The sequence below is a fragment of the Alkalihalobacillus pseudalcaliphilus genome, from assembly GCF_028610675.1.
GTDB lineage: Bacteria > Bacillota > Bacilli > Bacillales > Bacillaceae_D > Alkalihalobacillus > Alkalihalobacillus pseudalcaliphilus.
In genome coordinates this window covers 101,898-118,727 of sequence record NZ_JAQQWS010000007.1, presented here as the reverse complement: position 1 = coordinate 118,727, position 16,830 = coordinate 101,898, and the positions used below count along the sequence as shown (strand labels likewise).

Annotated in this window: 15 protein-coding genes; 12 read left to right on the top strand and 3 right to left on the bottom strand. The window is 36.5% G+C overall.

Annotation, left to right across the window (positions count from 1 at the left end):
- Positions 1–744: 744 nt before the first annotated feature.
- On the bottom strand, positions 745–1,614 hold the full coding sequence (locus tag PQ479_RS14950) for an AraC family transcriptional regulator (RefSeq protein ID WP_047988356.1): 870 nt from the start codon (positions 1,612–1,614) through the stop codon (positions 745–747).
- Positions 1,615–1,837: 223 nt separating this feature from the next.
- On the opposite strand from PQ479_RS14950, the gene PQ479_RS14945 reads away from it, so the two are divergent.
- The 4 genes from PQ479_RS14945 to PQ479_RS14930 all read left to right on the top strand — a co-directional run bounded on the left by PQ479_RS14945 (position 1,838) and on the right by PQ479_RS14930 (position 7,450).
- Positions 1,838–3,745, top strand: a complete 1,908-nt coding sequence (locus PQ479_RS14945) for a beta-N-acetylhexosaminidase (protein ID WP_047988357.1) — start codon at positions 1,838–1,840, stop codon at positions 3,743–3,745.
- A gap of 59 nt (positions 3,746–3,804) precedes the next feature.
- Entirely contained in the window at positions 3,805–4,770 is a 966-nt protein-coding gene (locus PQ479_RS14940; protein ID WP_047988358.1) for an ABC transporter permease, read from the top strand.
- A 27-nt stretch (positions 4,771–4,797) separates the two neighbouring features.
- Entirely contained in the window at positions 4,798–5,694 is an 897-nt protein-coding gene (locus PQ479_RS14935; RefSeq protein WP_047988359.1) for a carbohydrate ABC transporter permease, read from the top strand.
- Positions 5,695–5,776: 82 nt separating this feature from the next.
- On the top strand, positions 5,777–7,450 hold the full coding sequence (locus tag PQ479_RS14930; RefSeq protein ID WP_337957113.1) for an extracellular solute-binding protein: 1,674 nt from the start codon (positions 5,777–5,779) through the stop codon (positions 7,448–7,450).
- 243 nt (positions 7,451–7,693) lie between these two features.
- On the opposite strand, the gene PQ479_RS14925 is transcribed toward PQ479_RS14930, so the two are convergent.
- On the bottom strand, positions 7,694–7,993 hold the full coding sequence (locus tag PQ479_RS14925) for a hypothetical protein (RefSeq protein WP_047988360.1): 300 nt from the start codon (positions 7,991–7,993) through the stop codon (positions 7,694–7,696).
- 252 nt (positions 7,994–8,245) lie between these two features.
- Here PQ479_RS14925 and PQ479_RS14920 point away from each other — a divergent pair, with 252 nt between their 5' ends.
- Complete coding sequence (locus PQ479_RS14920) at positions 8,246–8,965, top strand: YesL family protein (protein ID WP_047988361.1); 720 nt, start codon at positions 8,246–8,248, stop codon at positions 8,963–8,965.
- 82 nt (positions 8,966–9,047) lie between these two features.
- On the opposite strand, the gene PQ479_RS14915 is transcribed toward PQ479_RS14920, so the two are convergent.
- Positions 9,048–9,422 carry a hypothetical protein gene (locus tag PQ479_RS14915; RefSeq protein WP_047988362.1) on the bottom strand — a complete coding sequence of 125 codons (375 nt, stop codon included), beginning with the start codon at positions 9,420–9,422 and terminating at the stop codon, positions 9,048–9,050.
- 814 nt (positions 9,423–10,236) lie between these two features.
- On the opposite strand from PQ479_RS14915, the gene PQ479_RS14910 reads away from it, so the two are divergent.
- The 7 genes from PQ479_RS14910 to PQ479_RS14880 all read left to right on the top strand — a co-directional run bounded on the left by PQ479_RS14910 (position 10,237) and on the right by PQ479_RS14880 (position 16,795).
- Complete coding sequence (locus tag PQ479_RS14910) at positions 10,237–11,157, top strand: ABC transporter ATP-binding protein (protein ID WP_273717067.1); 921 nt, start codon at positions 10,237–10,239, stop codon at positions 11,155–11,157.
- Positions 11,150–12,130 (top strand): ABC transporter permease, encoded by a 981-nt coding sequence (locus tag PQ479_RS14905; RefSeq protein ID WP_047988364.1) that lies wholly within the window; start codon positions 11,150–11,152, stop codon positions 12,128–12,130. The genes PQ479_RS14910 and PQ479_RS14905 overlap by 8 nt, the downstream gene beginning before the upstream one ends.
- A gap of 24 nt (positions 12,131–12,154) precedes the next feature.
- Positions 12,155–12,595 carry a DUF4064 domain-containing protein gene (locus tag PQ479_RS14900; RefSeq protein WP_053070368.1) on the top strand — a complete coding sequence of 147 codons (441 nt, stop codon included), beginning with the start codon at positions 12,155–12,157 and terminating at the stop codon, positions 12,593–12,595.
- Positions 12,596–12,660: 65 nt separating this feature from the next.
- A complete protein-coding gene (locus tag PQ479_RS14895; RefSeq protein ID WP_047988365.1) occupies positions 12,661–13,359 on the top strand; it encodes an ABC transporter ATP-binding protein in 699 nt (232 codons plus the stop codon).
- A 14-nt stretch (positions 13,360–13,373) separates the two neighbouring features.
- Positions 13,374–14,591, top strand: a complete 1,218-nt coding sequence (locus PQ479_RS14890) for an ABC transporter permease (RefSeq protein WP_273717066.1) — start codon at positions 13,374–13,376, stop codon at positions 14,589–14,591.
- 195 nt (positions 14,592–14,786) lie between these two features.
- Positions 14,787–15,449 (top strand): response regulator transcription factor, encoded by a 663-nt coding sequence (locus PQ479_RS14885; RefSeq protein ID WP_047988367.1) that lies wholly within the window; start codon positions 14,787–14,789, stop codon positions 15,447–15,449.
- Positions 15,446–16,795, top strand: a complete 1,350-nt coding sequence (locus PQ479_RS14880; protein WP_047988368.1) for a sensor histidine kinase — start codon at positions 15,446–15,448, stop codon at positions 16,793–16,795. The genes PQ479_RS14885 and PQ479_RS14880 overlap by 4 nt, the downstream gene beginning before the upstream one ends.
- Positions 16,796–16,830: the final 35 nt, after the last annotated feature.

Below are 16,830 nucleotides of genomic sequence, written 5' to 3'. Positions count from 1 at the left end.
TGCAGATACGGAAGAGAGAAGAGCGAGTAACTGCACAAAGAGGCAGTTAATGTGCAGGTACGGAAGAGAGAAGGGAGAGTAACTGCACAAAGAAGCGTTTAATGTGCAGATACGGAAGAGAGAAGAGCGAGTAACTGCACAAAGAGGCAGTTAATGTGCAGGTACGGAAGAGAGAAGGGAGGTATCTACACAAAAAGGCGTTTAATGTGCAGATACGGAAGAGAGAAGGGAGAGTAACTGCACAAAGAGGCGTTTAATGTGCAGATACGGAAGAGAGAAGGGAGAGTATCTACACAAAAAGGTGTTTAATGTGCAGTTACGGAAGAGAGAAGAGCGAGTATCTGCACAAAGAAAGGGCTTGTTCGAGTACGAGAACAGTGTTTGGTTCTTAAACTGGTGGTCCTTCGTTCAATCAGACTTTTTTCTTCTTTAATATAGTGAGGTTGTTAGAGAACTCTTTGAACTTGAGGGCGAATTAGCAGTAATCCATTGGCCGGAAACATGCGGACACTCTCTCGAGAAAAGCTCCCGTAGGAATAAGTAGTGGTGAGATCTTAAACAGTTGGTCCTTCATACAACTCGATCATCATCAGGACTCGCACGACCAAACAGGAGAGGAGTGGCTGCTTAGGACATATAGTGTAAGATGGATGATAGCTACCCTCAAGGCACAACTATCGCCCCCAAGCAACTCCCATACAAAAAAACTCCTCAACATTAGAAGGAGTTCTCATCATCCATTTTTTATTTTGGAATGTGTCCTTTTCGGGCGGCAGATGGCGATTCTTTTCGAAACTTTTTATAGGCACGACTAAAGTAATTCGCATCATTAAAGCCAGTTTGGAGAGCGACTTCCATAATACTTAAATCTGTTTTTGTTAATAACATATGAGCCTTTTCGATGCGGCGCTCATTGACATATTGGACAAAACTCCGACCAGTGGCTGTTTTAAATAACCGACAGAAATAATAAGGGCTTAAATTGGACATTTTTGCAGCTGTATCGACAGTTAAGCTATCGCTGTAATTCGTATCAATATATTCTAGCACCTTATTTAAGCGATTTAAATTCTTTAATCGTGTCGTATACGTTTGTTCATTTAACTGCTTAGCCCCGTAATTTCGGATGAGATAGCCAATTAAATAAATGACACTCGATTTAACAAAAAGCTCATAGCCCATTTTTTTTGAGCTTTGCTCCGAAATAAGGTTGTCCATCGTGCTTTTGACATGCAAATCATCACGAATCATATTTTTGATTAATGTGTAATCATTAGGCTGAGTGAGAGTTCGGTTTTGCGTATAGGTTTCAATAAAGCTATTGTGTAAAGAGGTCGTATCCACAATCATACAATAATAGGAGACATCTTTATGAGCCGTAACGCCTTTGTGCAACTCATTACTGTTTACAATAATCAAGTCACCGGGTTTTACTTCATATGTATCCGAATTTATGCTAATGGTTAGGGTTCCCTCTGTAATATATAATAACTCCATTTCCTCATGCCAGTGCTTTTCAAATAATATTCCCTCGTGCTTATGCTGCTCAAATGTGATTCTTAAAGGAAAAAAAGGATCTGTATACAATGGTTTTTCATATAAAGATAAATCCAATTTTCAAACCTCCTTATTTAAATACAGCAAAATTGTGCTGAAAGTGAGCAAAACAGTGAAAGAGATTTAAGTGTTTATAACATTATAATGTAAGAAAGTAATAAGATTTGTAACGACAATATTTTCTGAAATCATTCAATTTTCTTACGTCTTGATACCCTTTTATTTTAGCATAAGTTAAGATTATTAGGAGATTGTTTTTTACATACGGGGGTGTATATCTGTGTTATTACATGTGTTAGGAGAAACAAAAGAAGTAGAAGTAGGGCTAAAGGTATTAGAGAAAAGGCTTAAGATCTCACAATCGCCTGAAGGTCTCCCAGTTGAAATTAAAAAGGGAGAAGGCTTAGAAGTAATTCTAGAAAGCGGTAAAGCTGTGATTACGTATGAAGACAAGCCACACTTCTTTCGTGCGATTGGACTACTTGTCGAACAATTGCAAAAAGGTGAGACAAATTTCGAGGTGAAGGAACAAGCACAATTTGAAACAGTAGGTCCAATGTTCGATTTTTCTAGAAATGCCGTGATGAATGTCACTAGGTTAAAAGAAATGATTGAAATGCTCGCTCTGATGGGCTTCGATTCGATGATGCTTTATATGGAAGATACTTATGAAGTAAAAGAAGAGCCTTACTTCGGTTATATGAGAGGTCGCTACTCTGCTAAGGAATTAAAGGAGTTAGATGACTATGGATATCAGTTTGGAATTGAATTAATTCCCTGTATTCAAACATTAGCTCATTTAGAGGAATTTTTGAAATGGGATGCTGTTAGACATTTAAAAGATACAAGAGGAGCTTTGCTTGTCGAACAAGAAGAAACCAATAAATTCATTCGTCATATGATTGAGGCTGTTTCTGCACCGTTCAGAAGTAAACGCATTCATATTGGAATGGATGAAGCAGAAGAGCTTGGGAGAGGAATTTATTTAAATAAATTCGGATATAAAGATCGTTTTGAGCTTATGAATGGACATTTAAAGAAAGTTCTAGAAGTGACTGAAGAGTTAGGACTCAAACCAATGATGTGGAGTGATATGTTTATCAAGTTTGCTTCCCAAACAGGTGATGTCCATTATGATTTAGATGTCAAGATTCCAGAGCATATTCTCGAACAAACACCAAATGATGTTCAATTAATGTATTGGGATTACTTCCATACAAAAGAAGAAGAATATTTCCAAATGATTCAAAAGCACAAAGCCTTTGGTCGTACCCCAGCTTTTGCTGGAGGAATTTGGGTATGGAACACATTTAGTACAAACTATGGATTGTCATTACGTACATCTGATGCAGCACTGAAAGCGTGTAAAAAGGAAGGAATACAAGATGTCTTTGTCACACTTTGGGGTGATGATGGCTATGAAAACAACGTCTTTACCGCTTTACTTGGACTCCAATTATATGCAGAACATGCCTATACACCAGGAGAAGTTTCAGAAGAGCGGTTAGCTGAGCGTGTACGATTTTGTACGGGCGTTCCAAAAGAGCACTATCTGTTATTTAATGAACTAGATTATTTACCTGGTATTCCAAAGGATAATATGGCTCAAACAAATCCTTCTAAATTCTTACTTTGGCAAGATGTGTTAATGGGGCTGTTCGATGAACATGTAAAAGGGATAGATTTACACAGTCACTTTGGGGACATTGAAACGAAAATCAAAGAAGTTAGAAATAATGATAACCAATTAGATTATATGTTTGCTGTTCCACAAAAGTTGGCATCATTACTTGCTGTAAAAGGTGATGTAGGTATTCAGCTCAAACAAGCCTATGATTCTCAAAATCGAGAAAAATTAAAAGAAATAGCCGAGGACGTAATTCCAGTTATTATTGAAAAGGTACAACAATTACGTCACGCACATCGTAAGCAATGGCTACATGTGAATAAACCGTTTGGTTGGGAAGTCATTGATATTCGTTATGGTGGAGTCCTATCAAGGTTAGATACGGCTATTATGCGTTTGGAAGCTTACCTCTCTGGTGACATTGAGCAAATTGAAGAGTTAGAACAGGAACGTCTCCCATTTAATAAAAACGTTCATGAATCAACAGGGGCAGGCTGGTCTAGTTATTACTTTAGAATGGCTTCACCGAACGTTTTCTTCCATGTATTACCCATTTATTAAATGGTGTAAACATAGATGTGAGATTGAGCCAAATGATAGCTTAATGAAGGGAGAAAAGTATGGCGAAAATAAGCACAACTAAAAATAAAGGACTAGATCATATTCCAGTACACAGACAAAGCGCATTTACTCGTTTCTTCAAGCAATGGGATTTACAAATGTTTGTGCTGCCAGGAATCCTCCTTGTTTTAATTTTTAACTATATTCCAATGTACGGAATTGTCATGGCATTTCAAAATTATAACATTTTTGAAGGGATTACAGGCAGTACGTGGGCAGGAACTCAGCATTTTGAGCGATTCTTCAATGACCCACGTTTTTGGGAAATTATGAGAAATACGCTTGTGATTAGTAGTTTAAAAATCTTAATTGGTTTTCCGGCTCCTATTATCTTGGCATTAGCTTTAAATGAAGTTCGTAATATGGCATTTAAACGTTCGGTTCAAACGATTACTTATTTACCACATTTCTTATCATGGGTTATCGTAGCCGGCTTTGCGATGTCATTATTATCAACGGATAATGGAAGTATCAATATTTTACTAGAAAAACTCAATTTAATTGAACACCCGATTAATTTCTTATCGATACCTGAATATTTTTGGACAATTATTGTAACGACCAATGTATGGAAATCGATAGGTTTTGCCTCCATCGTATATATAGCTGCTATTGCCGGGGTAGACCCTCAGCTTTATGAAGCTGCTGCCTTAGATGGAGCAAGTCGATTTAAACAAATCTATTTAATTACGATTCCGTCGATTATGCCAATTATTATTATCTTCTTTATCTTAGAAATTGGTAACCTACTAAATGCCGGATTCGAAGATTTATTACTACTCGGTAATAACCCGATATTATGGTCTGTTGGTGATGTTATTGATACGTATGTTTATAAAGTTGGGATAAGTAATGGTCAATATTCCTATGCCACTGCCATTGGATTATTCAAGGCCGTTATTAGTGTTACTTTATTAACAGCTGCCAACTATGTCGCAAGAAGATCTGGTAACAGCTTATGGTAGGAGCAGATAGGAAGGAGGAATCTTGCAATGCTTAGACCCACTACAGGCGATCGAGTTATGATGGCAATCATTTATATTAGCTTAACATTGCTTGCTTTTTCGACTTTTTACCCATTTTGGAATTCATTAGTAATTTCATTTAATACGGGTCAAGATACAGCATTAGGTGGTGTCACAATTTGGCCACGCGAATTTACATTTGAAAACTATGCCGTTGTATTTCAAGATAAGCGATTAATGAACGCTTTTATTATCTCGATACTTAGAACTGTAATTGGAACGATTATGTCTGTTTTCTTAACAGCGATGTTAGCTTATGGACTTTCAAAACGGGAATTAGTTGGAAGAAAATTCTTTATGTTATTCTGCGTATTTACCATGTTTTTCAGTGGTGGATTAATTCCAACATTTTTACTTATCCGTGAATTAGGGTTAATGAATTCATTTTGGGTCATGATTATCCCAATGTTAATCTCAGTTTGGAACATGATTATCTTCCGTACATTCTTTAATCAATTACCTAAAGGATTGGAAGAGTCGGCAAAAATAGATGGATGTGGTTATTGGGGAGTATTTTTACGAGTAGTACTGCCATTGTCAGGTCCAGTAATTGCTACATTATCATTATTTACAGCTGTAGCACATTGGAATGATTGGTTTATTCCAAGTATTTACCTTACTAGTGAGAATTTAATTCCGATTCAAACATTATTACAGAAAATTCTTAACTCTAATACTGTAACAGCTGCTATGGCAAATCTTGATGCTGGTGCCCAAGCAATGATGTCTCAACAGATGCAGGTCACCGGTCGTTCCTTATCAATGGCAACAATGATGGTTGCCACCTTGCCAATTATAATGGTGTACCCTTTTATTCAGAAGTATTTTGTTAAAGGTGTTCTAATTGGCTCTTTAAAAGAATAGTTCCAAAGCGTTACCTTACTTCAATTTGAAGCACTCCTGTGCTTTAAATATATATTTTAAGATAATAAGGGGGATTTAAGGTATGTTGATGAAAAAGAATCGTTTTCTTTTAATCTTGGCAGCATTGTTAACGGCGTTATTATTAGTAGCTTGTAGTGATAACGACACAGGAACAGATCCAGAAGAAGAAGATCCAGATACAACACAAACTGGTGATGATGTAGCTGATGGTGGAGACGAAGAGCCAGAACTATTCGAAATTGGTTCAGAACCTCTTAGCTTAACGATGTTTGGTAACTATGATTGGTATACAATGCCTGGTTGGGGAGATGATCCTGCAACGGCAAACATCAAAGAATTGTATGATATCGATATTATTTCGATTGATGGTGGTGGTAATGCTGCACAAAGATTAAGTACAATGATTGTTGATGGAAACTTACCTGACTTTATTTGGACAGATAAAGGTGCAGACGTTGAAAGACTACGTGCCGGTGGAGTTCTCGTCCCGTTAGATGATTATATTGAGAAGTATCCTAACTTAAAAAATTGGATTAGTGAAGATGCTTTAAATATGTTACGTTCTGAGGATGGAAAAATTTATCAATTCCCTAACTGGTATAATGACCAACCTTTTGGTAATGCAGGTTGGATGGTAAATAAAGAAATTTATGAAGAGTTGGGATCACCAACGTTAGTAACGACTGATGATCTATACGAATACTTAAAGTTAGTGCAAGAGAATTATCCAGATGTTGTACCTTTAGAAGTAGGTGTAAATGCACAAGGTGTTAATACGATTTACTCTGCGTTTGCTGAAGGGTTCTCTCCTGCAGATGTAGGTAACCAAGTTGCTAGAAGTGGTGACCAATTAACTTCATTATTTGATAGTGAAATTTACGTTGAATCTCTAAAATTTGCAAGTAAGTTATTCCGTGAGCGCTTATTAACTCAAGATGCTTTAACACAAACAAGAGATGACGTTGTTGAAAAAGTTCATACAGGCCGAGTTGCCGTATTTATTGGTGCAAGCCCAACTGACTTTGGTGGCGATGGTCATTATCAATTAGTAAGAGATAATCCAGATGGCGGCTATATGTTCGTGAATCCAATTCATAAAGAAGGTTTAGACCCTAATGCTATTCACCCAGGTGATTATAATCAAACTGGTTGGAATGTCAGTGTAATAACAACTTCAGCTGAAGATCCAGAAAGAGTATTTGCTTTCTTAGATTGGTTAACAGGCCCGGAAGGTCAAATGTTATCGATGTATGGTGCTGAAGGTGAGTATTGGGATGGATGGGTTGAAGAAGGAGTCCTTCCTAACTTCACAGATAAATATGTAAGTGATCCAGAAGGCTTAACAGAAATTAATAATGGCACCTTGAATTTCCAATGGAATGGAAACTCTAAATTCTTGGATAATGCAAAAGCTGCATTTGAATTACAATTACCTGAAGATGAGATTAACTGGACAACTTTCTGGCAGCATGAAATACTATGGGAAACTCAGAAAGATGAAACAGAGTTTGTAGGGATTGGACCATTACCTGATTCCGAAGAAGCTATCGTTTCTCAAAGAGTTGGAGAAATTTTTGAAGAATACCGTGCTAAAGCCTTGATGGCAAGTAGTGATGAAGATGTCGAAAGTGTATTAGCAGAAGCTCATGAACAAGCTATGGCAGTTGGTTATCAAACTCTACTAGACTGGAAAACAGAAAAGTGGCAAGAAAACCTTGATAGACTAGGTAACTAATTATTATATTAAATTTAGACAAATTATAGTTTATAAAGTAAAATACAGTCCGATGAATATTATTATATGTTCATTGGACTGTTTTTTTATACTATAAACTATAGTGTCGTACAAAAAGGTTCTAGTGAAAATTACTCTTCATAATAGTGAGAATGATAAAGTATCTATATAAAAAACCTGCAAAAATTTCTTGTTTAGAAATTTTTGCAGGTTATTAATTTATAAAATAGGTAAAGTCTTGTGTTAAGGTCTATAAACAGTGCCACAATATTTTGCATGGAACAGGCCAGATATTACTCTTACATCACAAACAAGTAATGTACCTATATAGCCACCGCTATTATATTGGATGGCATTTGGATAGCCTTCAGACATAGCATAAACTCTTGATACAGTAACATATTTACTTGCTTGAATTTCAATTACATTTTCGGAGTAGGAATTAGCTGTAGGTGCTGCGATAGTACCTTGTGGAGATGAGATAAAAGCCAACACAATAATTAATGACATAATACTTAGCTGAATAAATTTAAATCTTGTCATGATGACCACCTCTATACTTTCTGATTATTTAGAATACATAATTATTATAACGTTACATCGTTATAATATCAATAAGTATTAATAGACTAATATCATTTGGTTAGATGCAAGCAGAAGGATTCAATAAATAAGAAAAATCGATAAATTATTAGAATGAATTTTTCGTCAGTCAATTCTGAAAAAAGGGTTGGGAAAAGTGTTAAATTTGGTTAAAATAGAAGGAGAGCTTTATAGTTACTAGGGGGGCTTCGTATGGAATTATCAGGTGTTTGGGGAAGGCTTTTTGAAGTGTCAGAATGGGTAATGAAAATAATGTATATAAATGGGCTTTGGTTATTATTTAACATACCGATTTTGTTTCTATTAGCCAATATCCTCTTAGCTCCAACATTTGAAAGTCTGACTGGATTAATTATTTCTCTTATTGTGATTAGCCCACTTGTATTCTTTCCTGCAACGACGGCTTTGTTTTATGTCGCAAGGAAATTTGTGATGAGAGCGGAAGTACCTATCTTTCAATCATTTTGGAAAGGTTTTCGTGAAAACTATCGCAGGAGTTTAGTGGGCGGCATTTTCTTTACACTATTGTGGGTGCTCTGGATTTATAATTATTACTTAGCTCAAATTGAGTGGCAGTCTCCATTGTTTTATTTTTATATGATCACAACCATCTTTTTAATTAGCTGGAACGCTCATTTTTTCTCTGATACGGTCCATTTTCAAGTTACATTGATTGCGTCATTAAAAAAAGCTATCTTTCTATCTATTGGATATTTGCCTTATACGATATCAATGGTTGGTGTGGCTGGTTTTACTGTGTATATGCTCTATACATTTCATCCTATATTTGCGATTTTCCTTAGTGGTGGGGTATGTGCCATGGTGGCCTTTTATGCCTTTTATTTAATCATTAATCGAGCCTTAAGGCAGCAAGAAAAATATAAAAAACAGGATGAACAAACGGCGGTATAATTGAGTCAAAGCATGTCGTTTTAATACTTGGTGGAAGAGAACCTTTGAAAAAAAGGTTCTTTTTTGCTTGCTTGGGCATCTTTTAGGAACGGAGTGGTTTGTCTTGAAATCCTTTCCATCGCAAAGGTGTGTATGTATCAATAGAGTGTGCCATGATGGCCCCTGCTTTAGGATACGCTTTTCTAAGCAAACGACAAGCATTAATTCGATAGTCGTTTAAATGGGTAATATGAGCATGATAGGGAACTAGCACTTCAGCAAAAATGGCTAATTGTATGAAGTTCTGTTTATGCTTATCGTCATATTGATTGACCATTAATCGAACATCAACAATATCAATCGTATTCGTTTGATAACTTAATAGATGTTCTATTTTTCGGGAAATATCTCTATCAACCCATTCATTATCTTTATAAAAATACAAGTTTGCTTCACAATAAGCTTTACCTCTAAACATATCCCATCCCCCTTGAATTCCCTCATTATAACAGACCTCATCATACAAAAAAATTGTAACGGCCAAATCAAATTATAAAGAAAATATAAAATATAACAACTAGCTCAACAAAATTACCTATACTGATTGAAGGTCACATATTTTTGTATGAAAGTTCGCTAATGCTGGAATGCGGAGTTCTATTCGTCGCTACCGAAAATTATGCTCCACGTCCTGCGGGGGGGCGCTGAGCTAATCGGCGCAGCCAGCGGATCTCAGCCCGCCACTATCTCCCGCGGGAGTCTCCGCATATTTTCGTCCGCTAGGTTACTGTTATTCCTCAAGTTCAAAACCGTCATACAACATTCTAAAAAAACAAACCTTTGCTTTCATGTTTGTTGGTGATGAGTTGCTAAGGCAAGTCATCATGGCAGTTTTTTATGAAACTTAGTGTGAACATGGAGAGGCAAGTAGAACTCCGCATATGAGTATCAGCCTCAATTTTCATACAAAACGCACATGGCGAAGCCCAGTATTCACTTCGCCACCAACAAAAATGAAAGTGGTGTTGGTTCTTTGACTGGTGGAACTTATTCAATTAGCATTTAATCTTTTTACTTGGTACTTTTGTTACTTTTCATTCATTTATTTTGTATGAGAAGTGCACAAACCAAGAAGCCTGCACCAACCTTAGCGGAGGAAAGCGTGCCCCCATTCCCGCAGCGATATCCGAAGGGTCAAACTATCGCCTATGGTACACTTTCATACAAAAATATGAAACTTTTCACAAGTAGGTTCGTATATAAAGTAAAGAACAATGGAGGAGGTATGTAGTTTGGTTGCACCAGCAATGAAGCTTACAGATGTCAAAAAGAAAATAGGCAAAAAGGAAATTATCAAAGGCCTAACTTTTGAGATAAAAAAAGGTGAGGTTTTTGGGTTTCTAGGACCTAACGGAGCAGGTAAAACAACAACGATTCGAATGATGGTTGGCTTGATGAGTCTTTCCTCAGGCGAAATCTTAATTCAAGGGAAAAGTATTCAATCTAACTTCAAGGAAGCGATTCGAGAAGTAGGTGGTATCGTTGAAAATCCCGAAATGTACCCTTTTATGACGGGGTGGCAGAATTTAAAACACTTTGCCAATATGATTCCTGGTATAAAGGATGAAAGAATCAAAGAGGTCATTCAATTAGTAGGGCTTGAAAAAGCGATTAATGAAAAAGCAGGGAGATACTCTTTAGGAATGCGTCAGCGCTTAGGAATTGCACAAGCCCTTTTACACAAGCCATCGATCCTCATCTTAGATGAACCAACGAATGGTTTAGACCCAGCTGGTATTCGTGAAATTCGTCAATACATAAGAGCCCTAGCTGAAAAAGAAAATGTCTCAGTCATTGTATCAAGTCACTTATTATCTGAAATCGAATTAATGTGTGATCGAATCGGTGTCATAAAAAATGGTGAGTTGATTGCGATTCAAGAGGTGAAAGACGAAAGTCAACCAAGCGAGCAATTAAGTCAAATCAAATTAACAGTTGAACCTTTGGAAGCCGCAGTTACTTTACTTTCAGAAAAAGGGTACTCCGCTCAAACACAAAATGAGTCCCTATTAGTAGAAATAAAAAGAGACATGATTCCTACTATGTTAAAGGATTTACTAGAAAATGAGATTTTAGTTTATGAAGTACAAACAGTAAAAACAACGTTAGAAGACAAATTCTTTGATTTGATTGGGGAGAATGTGATTGAGTAATTTCATGCAACTAATAAAAAATGAACAAAATAAAATCTACCGTCTGAAATCGACATGGGCGATGTATATTATTTTATTCTTGCTAGTTATAGCCGGGGCAATTATCACAAAAGTGGCCTTTGATGATATTCATTTACCTAGCTATAGTGAAAATTGGGAGCAAGAGTTAACAGAGAGTAATGAACGTATGCAGCAGGAGAATCAGTCATGGTCGGAGGATGACGCAAGTGGCTGGGAATATATGATTGAATATAACGAAGAACAAATAGCGATTAACGAATATTACTTAGAGAATCAAATTGAGCCGCCTAGTTATGATGGCTGGAGTTACTTGTTTGATAACAGTATGCTTTCTTCCATCATTAGCTTGTTTACGATTATAATTGGAGCTGGAATTATTGCGAATGAGTACAAATGGGGCACGATTAAACTTCTCTTAATCAGACCTGTATCACGAACGAAGATTTTATTGTCTAAATATGTTTCAGTGCTAATCTTTGCCCTGTCAGCTCTAGTATTTATGATGATAGGTTCATTACTCGTTGGTGCGATTTTCTTTGGACTAAACGGGATGAATCCAACGCTCGTTATGAATAGCGCAGATGGATTAGTAGAGACGAGTTATTTAATTGAGTTTTTGAAGGAATTTGGCTTTAGTAGTGTAAATTTAATTATGATGGCGACGTTTGCTTTTATGATTTCTACGATTTTTAGAAGTAGTAGTTTTTCAATTGGTATTGCTATTTTCCTCATGCTGTCTGGTAATACGATTGTCCAGTTTGTTTCACAGTATGATTGGGCCAAGTATATTTTATTTGCTAATACCGATTTAAGTCGTTATTTTAATGGTATAGGTCCATTAATGGATGGGATGACACTTGGGTTCTCGATCACAGTACTCATTGTTTACTATCTTGTATTTATTGGATTGGCATGGATCAGTTTTACGAAAAGAGATGTAGCTGGAAACTAGAAGAGTAGAAAAGGAGAATGGAACATGATGAAACGAACTGGAGAAGTAGTATTAGGTATTATTGGGGCGTTAATTTATGGATTTCTTTCGCTAGTAATGATGGGCATTTTCTTCTTGCAAACAGCTGATGGGGAAGCACTTATAAGGGAAGAGTTTCAAAGACAACAAACAGAAATGCCAGGCGTTACAGCCGATATGAACGTCGATGGAATGCTTGAGGCTATTCAAAGTATACCAGCCATGCTTATTTTTGCCGTCTTTTCGATTGCGATTGTACTAGGAATTATTGCCATGGTGGTACTACGAGGTAATAAAAAGCCGAAACTAGCAGGTTGGTTATTAATTGGAGCGTCCGTTGTTTCGATCATTGTAACACAAGGTGTAGCAATTTTTGCTGGGATCTTCTACTTAATAGCTGGAATTATGTGTTTAGCTCGCAAACCACAGGAAATAATAGAAGAATAACTAGGATATAAGAGGGGTGACGAGAAGTTACTCCTCTTATTCACTACATAAAGGGGAGAGCTTTTTTGAGTGTATTACAAGTATCCATTAAACATGCTGGTTATAGTGGCAAAAAAAGAGCGATTGAACAAATCGCTTTCGAGTTACATAAGGGCGAATTAGTAGGTTTGATTGGTCCAAATGGAGCTGGAAAAAGTACGATGATTAAAACGATTCTAGGTTTAGTTGATGAGATTGAAGGAGAAATTATCTTTCAAAGGAAAGAGGATTATGCCTACATACCAGAGCACCCAACCTATTATGATGAATTAACTTTATGGGAACATATCGAGCTTGTAAGAGCCGTACATGGTATTGAAGACGCAGATTATGAAGAGAGGGTTCATACTTTGTTGGATATTTTTCGCTTAGAGCACGCGAAACATGATTATCCAGGTTCCTTTTCTAAAGGCATGCAGCAGAAGCTCATGATTATCATTGCTGTGCTAACGAAACCGAAGCTGTATATTATCGATGAGCCATTTATTGGACTTGACCCAAAAGCGATTAAGGATTTCCTATTAATTCTTGAAGCAGAGAGAAAAAATGGGGCGGCCATACTTATGTCTACGCATGTGTTAGATACGGCGGAAAAAATATGTGACCGTTTTTTACTTATTAATCACGGCCATGTCATCGCAGCGGGAACGCTAAGTGAAATTCAAAAAGTGAGCAAATTGGAGGGGTCATTGATGGACTGTTTTTATGAACTGATGGATAAATGAAAACAATAGGGAGCATGACTCCAGGTCGTTTATTTTTACAACGTGTCAAAAATGAATGGCATTACCAATATAAGATTTGGAAAATGATTGTCGATTGGGTTGTTTGGTTTTACATTTTACTACCGGCTGCTGTGTTCGGTGGCTATCAGCTCCATGCTCTTTGGCAAGGTGAGATGGAATGGGCTTTTGAAGTGCCACTTATGTTTTTAATGTTATTCTTTATTATGTTTTCCTGGTCGGGCACGCTCAGGTTATTTATATTAGAAGGAGATTTGTTATTTTTAAGGAAGAATAAAGAGTGGCTTAAAAAGCTTATGAAATATGGACTCTGTTATTCGGTTTGGATGACCATAGCTTGGACTACAATCTTAGGTTTACTTATAGCACCACTATTTCTAGTGTACCAGCAAGTAAGTCTCAGCACTTATCTTCTTTTATTAGTATTTATTTGTTTATTACGAATTAATATTCAATTTGTCAATCAATGGCTTGAATTAAAGTCTTCACGTTGGCAAAAAATCATCATGACGATTATCTTATTTGTGCTGACAGTTTTGATTGTGACTGCTTATGTGTTCAGTCCTTTTATTATGGAATTTATCTTTATTTTTGCTTTATCCGTATTGACTGTGCTTTGCTTAAGGAAAAGGCTTTACATGACCGAGACTTTTTTCCAGGACTGTTTACGTGAAACGAAGAGAAAAATGCAAGCGGCTTCGTTTTTGATTGGGGTTGAAGGTTATCGGGTGAATCAAAGGCAAAGAAAAAAACCGATGATTTTACTACGCAATTCAGCCAAGATATTCAAGAAAAGAACGACAAAAAATATAACCGCGGAGCTATTTATTAAACTGTTTATCCGTAATTCCATAAAGGTTCATGGTGTCTTAAGAATCACAGGAGTATCCGTTTTAGCTATTACGTTAGTACCTGCTGATTGGATTAAATGGATTGCTTTTTTTGTGATGCTGTTTTTCTTGAATTATTTTATTAAGTCTTGTTGGGAAGAGCTGAAGTCACATACATTCTTTAAACTATATCCGCTATCCAAAAATGACGATACGATCGATGGTATAAAAAAAGGAATTGCTTTGTTATCGTTACCAGGTGCGATGATGATTGGGGCAACAATGGGTCTAGCTGCTTTATCGCCGGTTTGGATTGTTCCAATGGCACTTTTATCTGGTGGATTTACTTATTATATGTGTGTGAAGCAGATGTTAGTTTTTTAATAAGGAGGGATTCAGTTGCGAAGGGATATAAGTCAGGAGGAAAAGGAATTATTCATAAACCTTCCTGAAGAAGAAGCGAAAAGCACTCGAATCGCCTTAAACATCTGACTGAAGAAGGTGTATTTGCGTTAGTTGAAAAAGATCATTTTTTAAACCGTTGGAAAATTAGCTTACTTAATCATTGAGGGTGTTTAGATGAAAATTTTATATATTGAAGATGATTTGGAAATTGGAAGCTGGGTAAAGGAAGAGCTTGAGAATAGGGGGTATCAAGTAGAGTGGTTGGCTTCTGGGCTACTGTTAAATGATGAGGTGCCTGACTTTATAATTCTAGATATTATGTTACCAGGATTAGATGGATTCTCGTTAGGAAAGAGGTTAAAGCGCTCATTTCCTGATGTGCCGTTGTTAATGCTCTCTGCTCGTTCGGCATTGGATGATAAATTAGAAGGACTAGAACTTGCCGATGATTATATGACAAAGCCATTTCATATGGAGGAGCTTGCCAAACGAGTCGAAGTACATTTACGAAGATATGATAAAGTTGAACAACATATATACCATTTACAGCATTTAATCATTAATGAGAAGAGTAAAATGATTAAAAGGAGTGATCGCAAAGAAGAGATTCTATTAACGGGTAAACAATTTCAGTTGTTCTTTTATTTTACAAGGCATCTTCAACAAATATTAACTAAGGAGCAACTATTTGAAGCGATTTGGGGGTATCCATATGTCGAAGGAGATAAAACCTTGATGGTTCATATTCGTTATTTGCGTGAAAAAATCGAAAAAAATCCATCTGAACCGACGATCATTGAAACGGTACGGGGCATTGGTTATAGGATGAGGAAATGAAGCGTTTTTTAGACAAGCTCACCACGATACAGTTTAAATTTGTTCTGTTGTTATTAATTGCTCTTGCCTTTATACCATTAAGTGTACCTTTGGTATCAATGGTTGTCTATTTTCCTGGTATCCTTTTAAATTATGAAGAAACTCCTTATACTGGCTATCGTGATTTAACGGAGATGTGGCATGAGGAAGCTAGTCAATTAGGTAATCAAGAGATAGAAGAAATTAATCATCGATTAAAAGAATTAAGTGAACATTATCATGATTCCTCGATATTTTGGGTTGATCAAGAAGGTCAATTACAGTCGACATATAACTACGATGATCATTTACCTGAAAGCTGGACGCCATCTTATACGGTGCAATTTATGAAGAGTAGCTATGATGCCGATCCGTTTACTGTTGTTGCATTTTTAGGGGCAGAATCTGATCAAGGGTTTATGGTGATTCAGGTCAGTCGTGATTATTTAGAGCCTCCCATACAAAGGTTAAGCGAACACTATGAAGTCATATTTGGTTTTGTATTTTTAATCGTCATGTCGTTTTTTATTTTTATATGCTTTTTATTTTTCCGAAAGGTGAGAAATAGATTAATAGACCTAGGTGAAGCGATGTCTGTTCAAGGAGAAAAAGGGTTGCCTAATAAGGTGGAAATTTCAAATGCAGATGAAATTGGACATCTAGAGAAAAGCTTTAATGAAATGATTGTAGAACTGCATAGGAGCAAAGACCGAGAGCTTGAGGAGGAGCAATTACGGAAGGAACTCATTGCCAACCTCTCGCATGATTTACGAACACCATTAACGATAATCCGCAAGCAAATTGGTCTATTAGAAAAGGAAAAGCTTACTGTACAAGGGGAAGAAGCATTAGTAGCGATTGATCAAAAAATCGACTTTTTAGCTAATTTAATTGATCACTTATTATCTTTTTCCTTATTACAAAGTGGCAGAATGACATATAAACCTCAAGATGTCGAAATGCCGCGATTTCTAAGAAAAGTAATAGTAAGCTGGTATTCGCTTTTCGAACAACAAGGATTTGAAATCGAATTTAAGATAGAAGGTGAACAAGTAAGCTGGTATGTTGATGAAAATTGGTTAGAGAGAATCCTAGATAATCTTTTGCAAAATGTAAGCAGGCATGCAAATAGTGGGAAATATATTAAGATCGAATTAAAACATGATCAATTGCTTATTGAAGACAAAGGAAAAGGCTTGCAGCATCAAAGTGAACAAAAAGGGGCAGGCTTAGGTATGGTTATTGTTGATTTAATGGTAAAGGAAATGGGACTCAAATGGGAAGTGTACACATCTGATAAGGGGACTAAGATTGTGATAAAAAGTTGAGATGAGACAATATTACGGGAGTAAGTGCTTAGAGA

Coding starts and splice junctions, on each gene's coding strand:
- PQ479_RS14880 (WP_047988368.1), top strand. CDS start 15,446: ATGAAGCGTTTTTTAGACAAGCTCACCACGATACAGTTTAAATTTGTT.
- PQ479_RS14915 (WP_047988362.1), bottom strand. CDS start 9,422: ATGTTTAGAGGTAAAGCTTATTGTGAAGCAAACTTGTATTTTTATAAA.
- PQ479_RS14900 (WP_053070368.1), top strand. CDS start 12,155: ATGATGAAACGAACTGGAGAAGTAGTATTAGGTATTATTGGGGCGTTA.
- PQ479_RS14885 (WP_047988367.1), top strand. CDS start 14,787: ATGAAAATTTTATATATTGAAGATGATTTGGAAATTGGAAGCTGGGTA.
- PQ479_RS14920 (WP_047988361.1), top strand. CDS start 8,246: ATGGAATTATCAGGTGTTTGGGGAAGGCTTTTTGAAGTGTCAGAATGG.
- PQ479_RS14890 (WP_273717066.1), top strand. CDS start 13,374: ATGACTCCAGGTCGTTTATTTTTACAACGTGTCAAAAATGAATGGCAT.
- PQ479_RS14940 (WP_047988358.1), top strand. CDS start 3,805: ATGGCGAAAATAAGCACAACTAAAAATAAAGGACTAGATCATATTCCA.
- PQ479_RS14935 (WP_047988359.1), top strand. CDS start 4,798: ATGCTTAGACCCACTACAGGCGATCGAGTTATGATGGCAATCATTTAT.
- PQ479_RS14925 (WP_047988360.1), bottom strand. CDS start 7,993: ATGACAAGATTTAAATTTATTCAGCTAAGTATTATGTCATTAATTATT.
- PQ479_RS14930 (WP_337957113.1), top strand. CDS start 5,777: ATGTTGATGAAAAAGAATCGTTTTCTTTTAATCTTGGCAGCATTGTTA.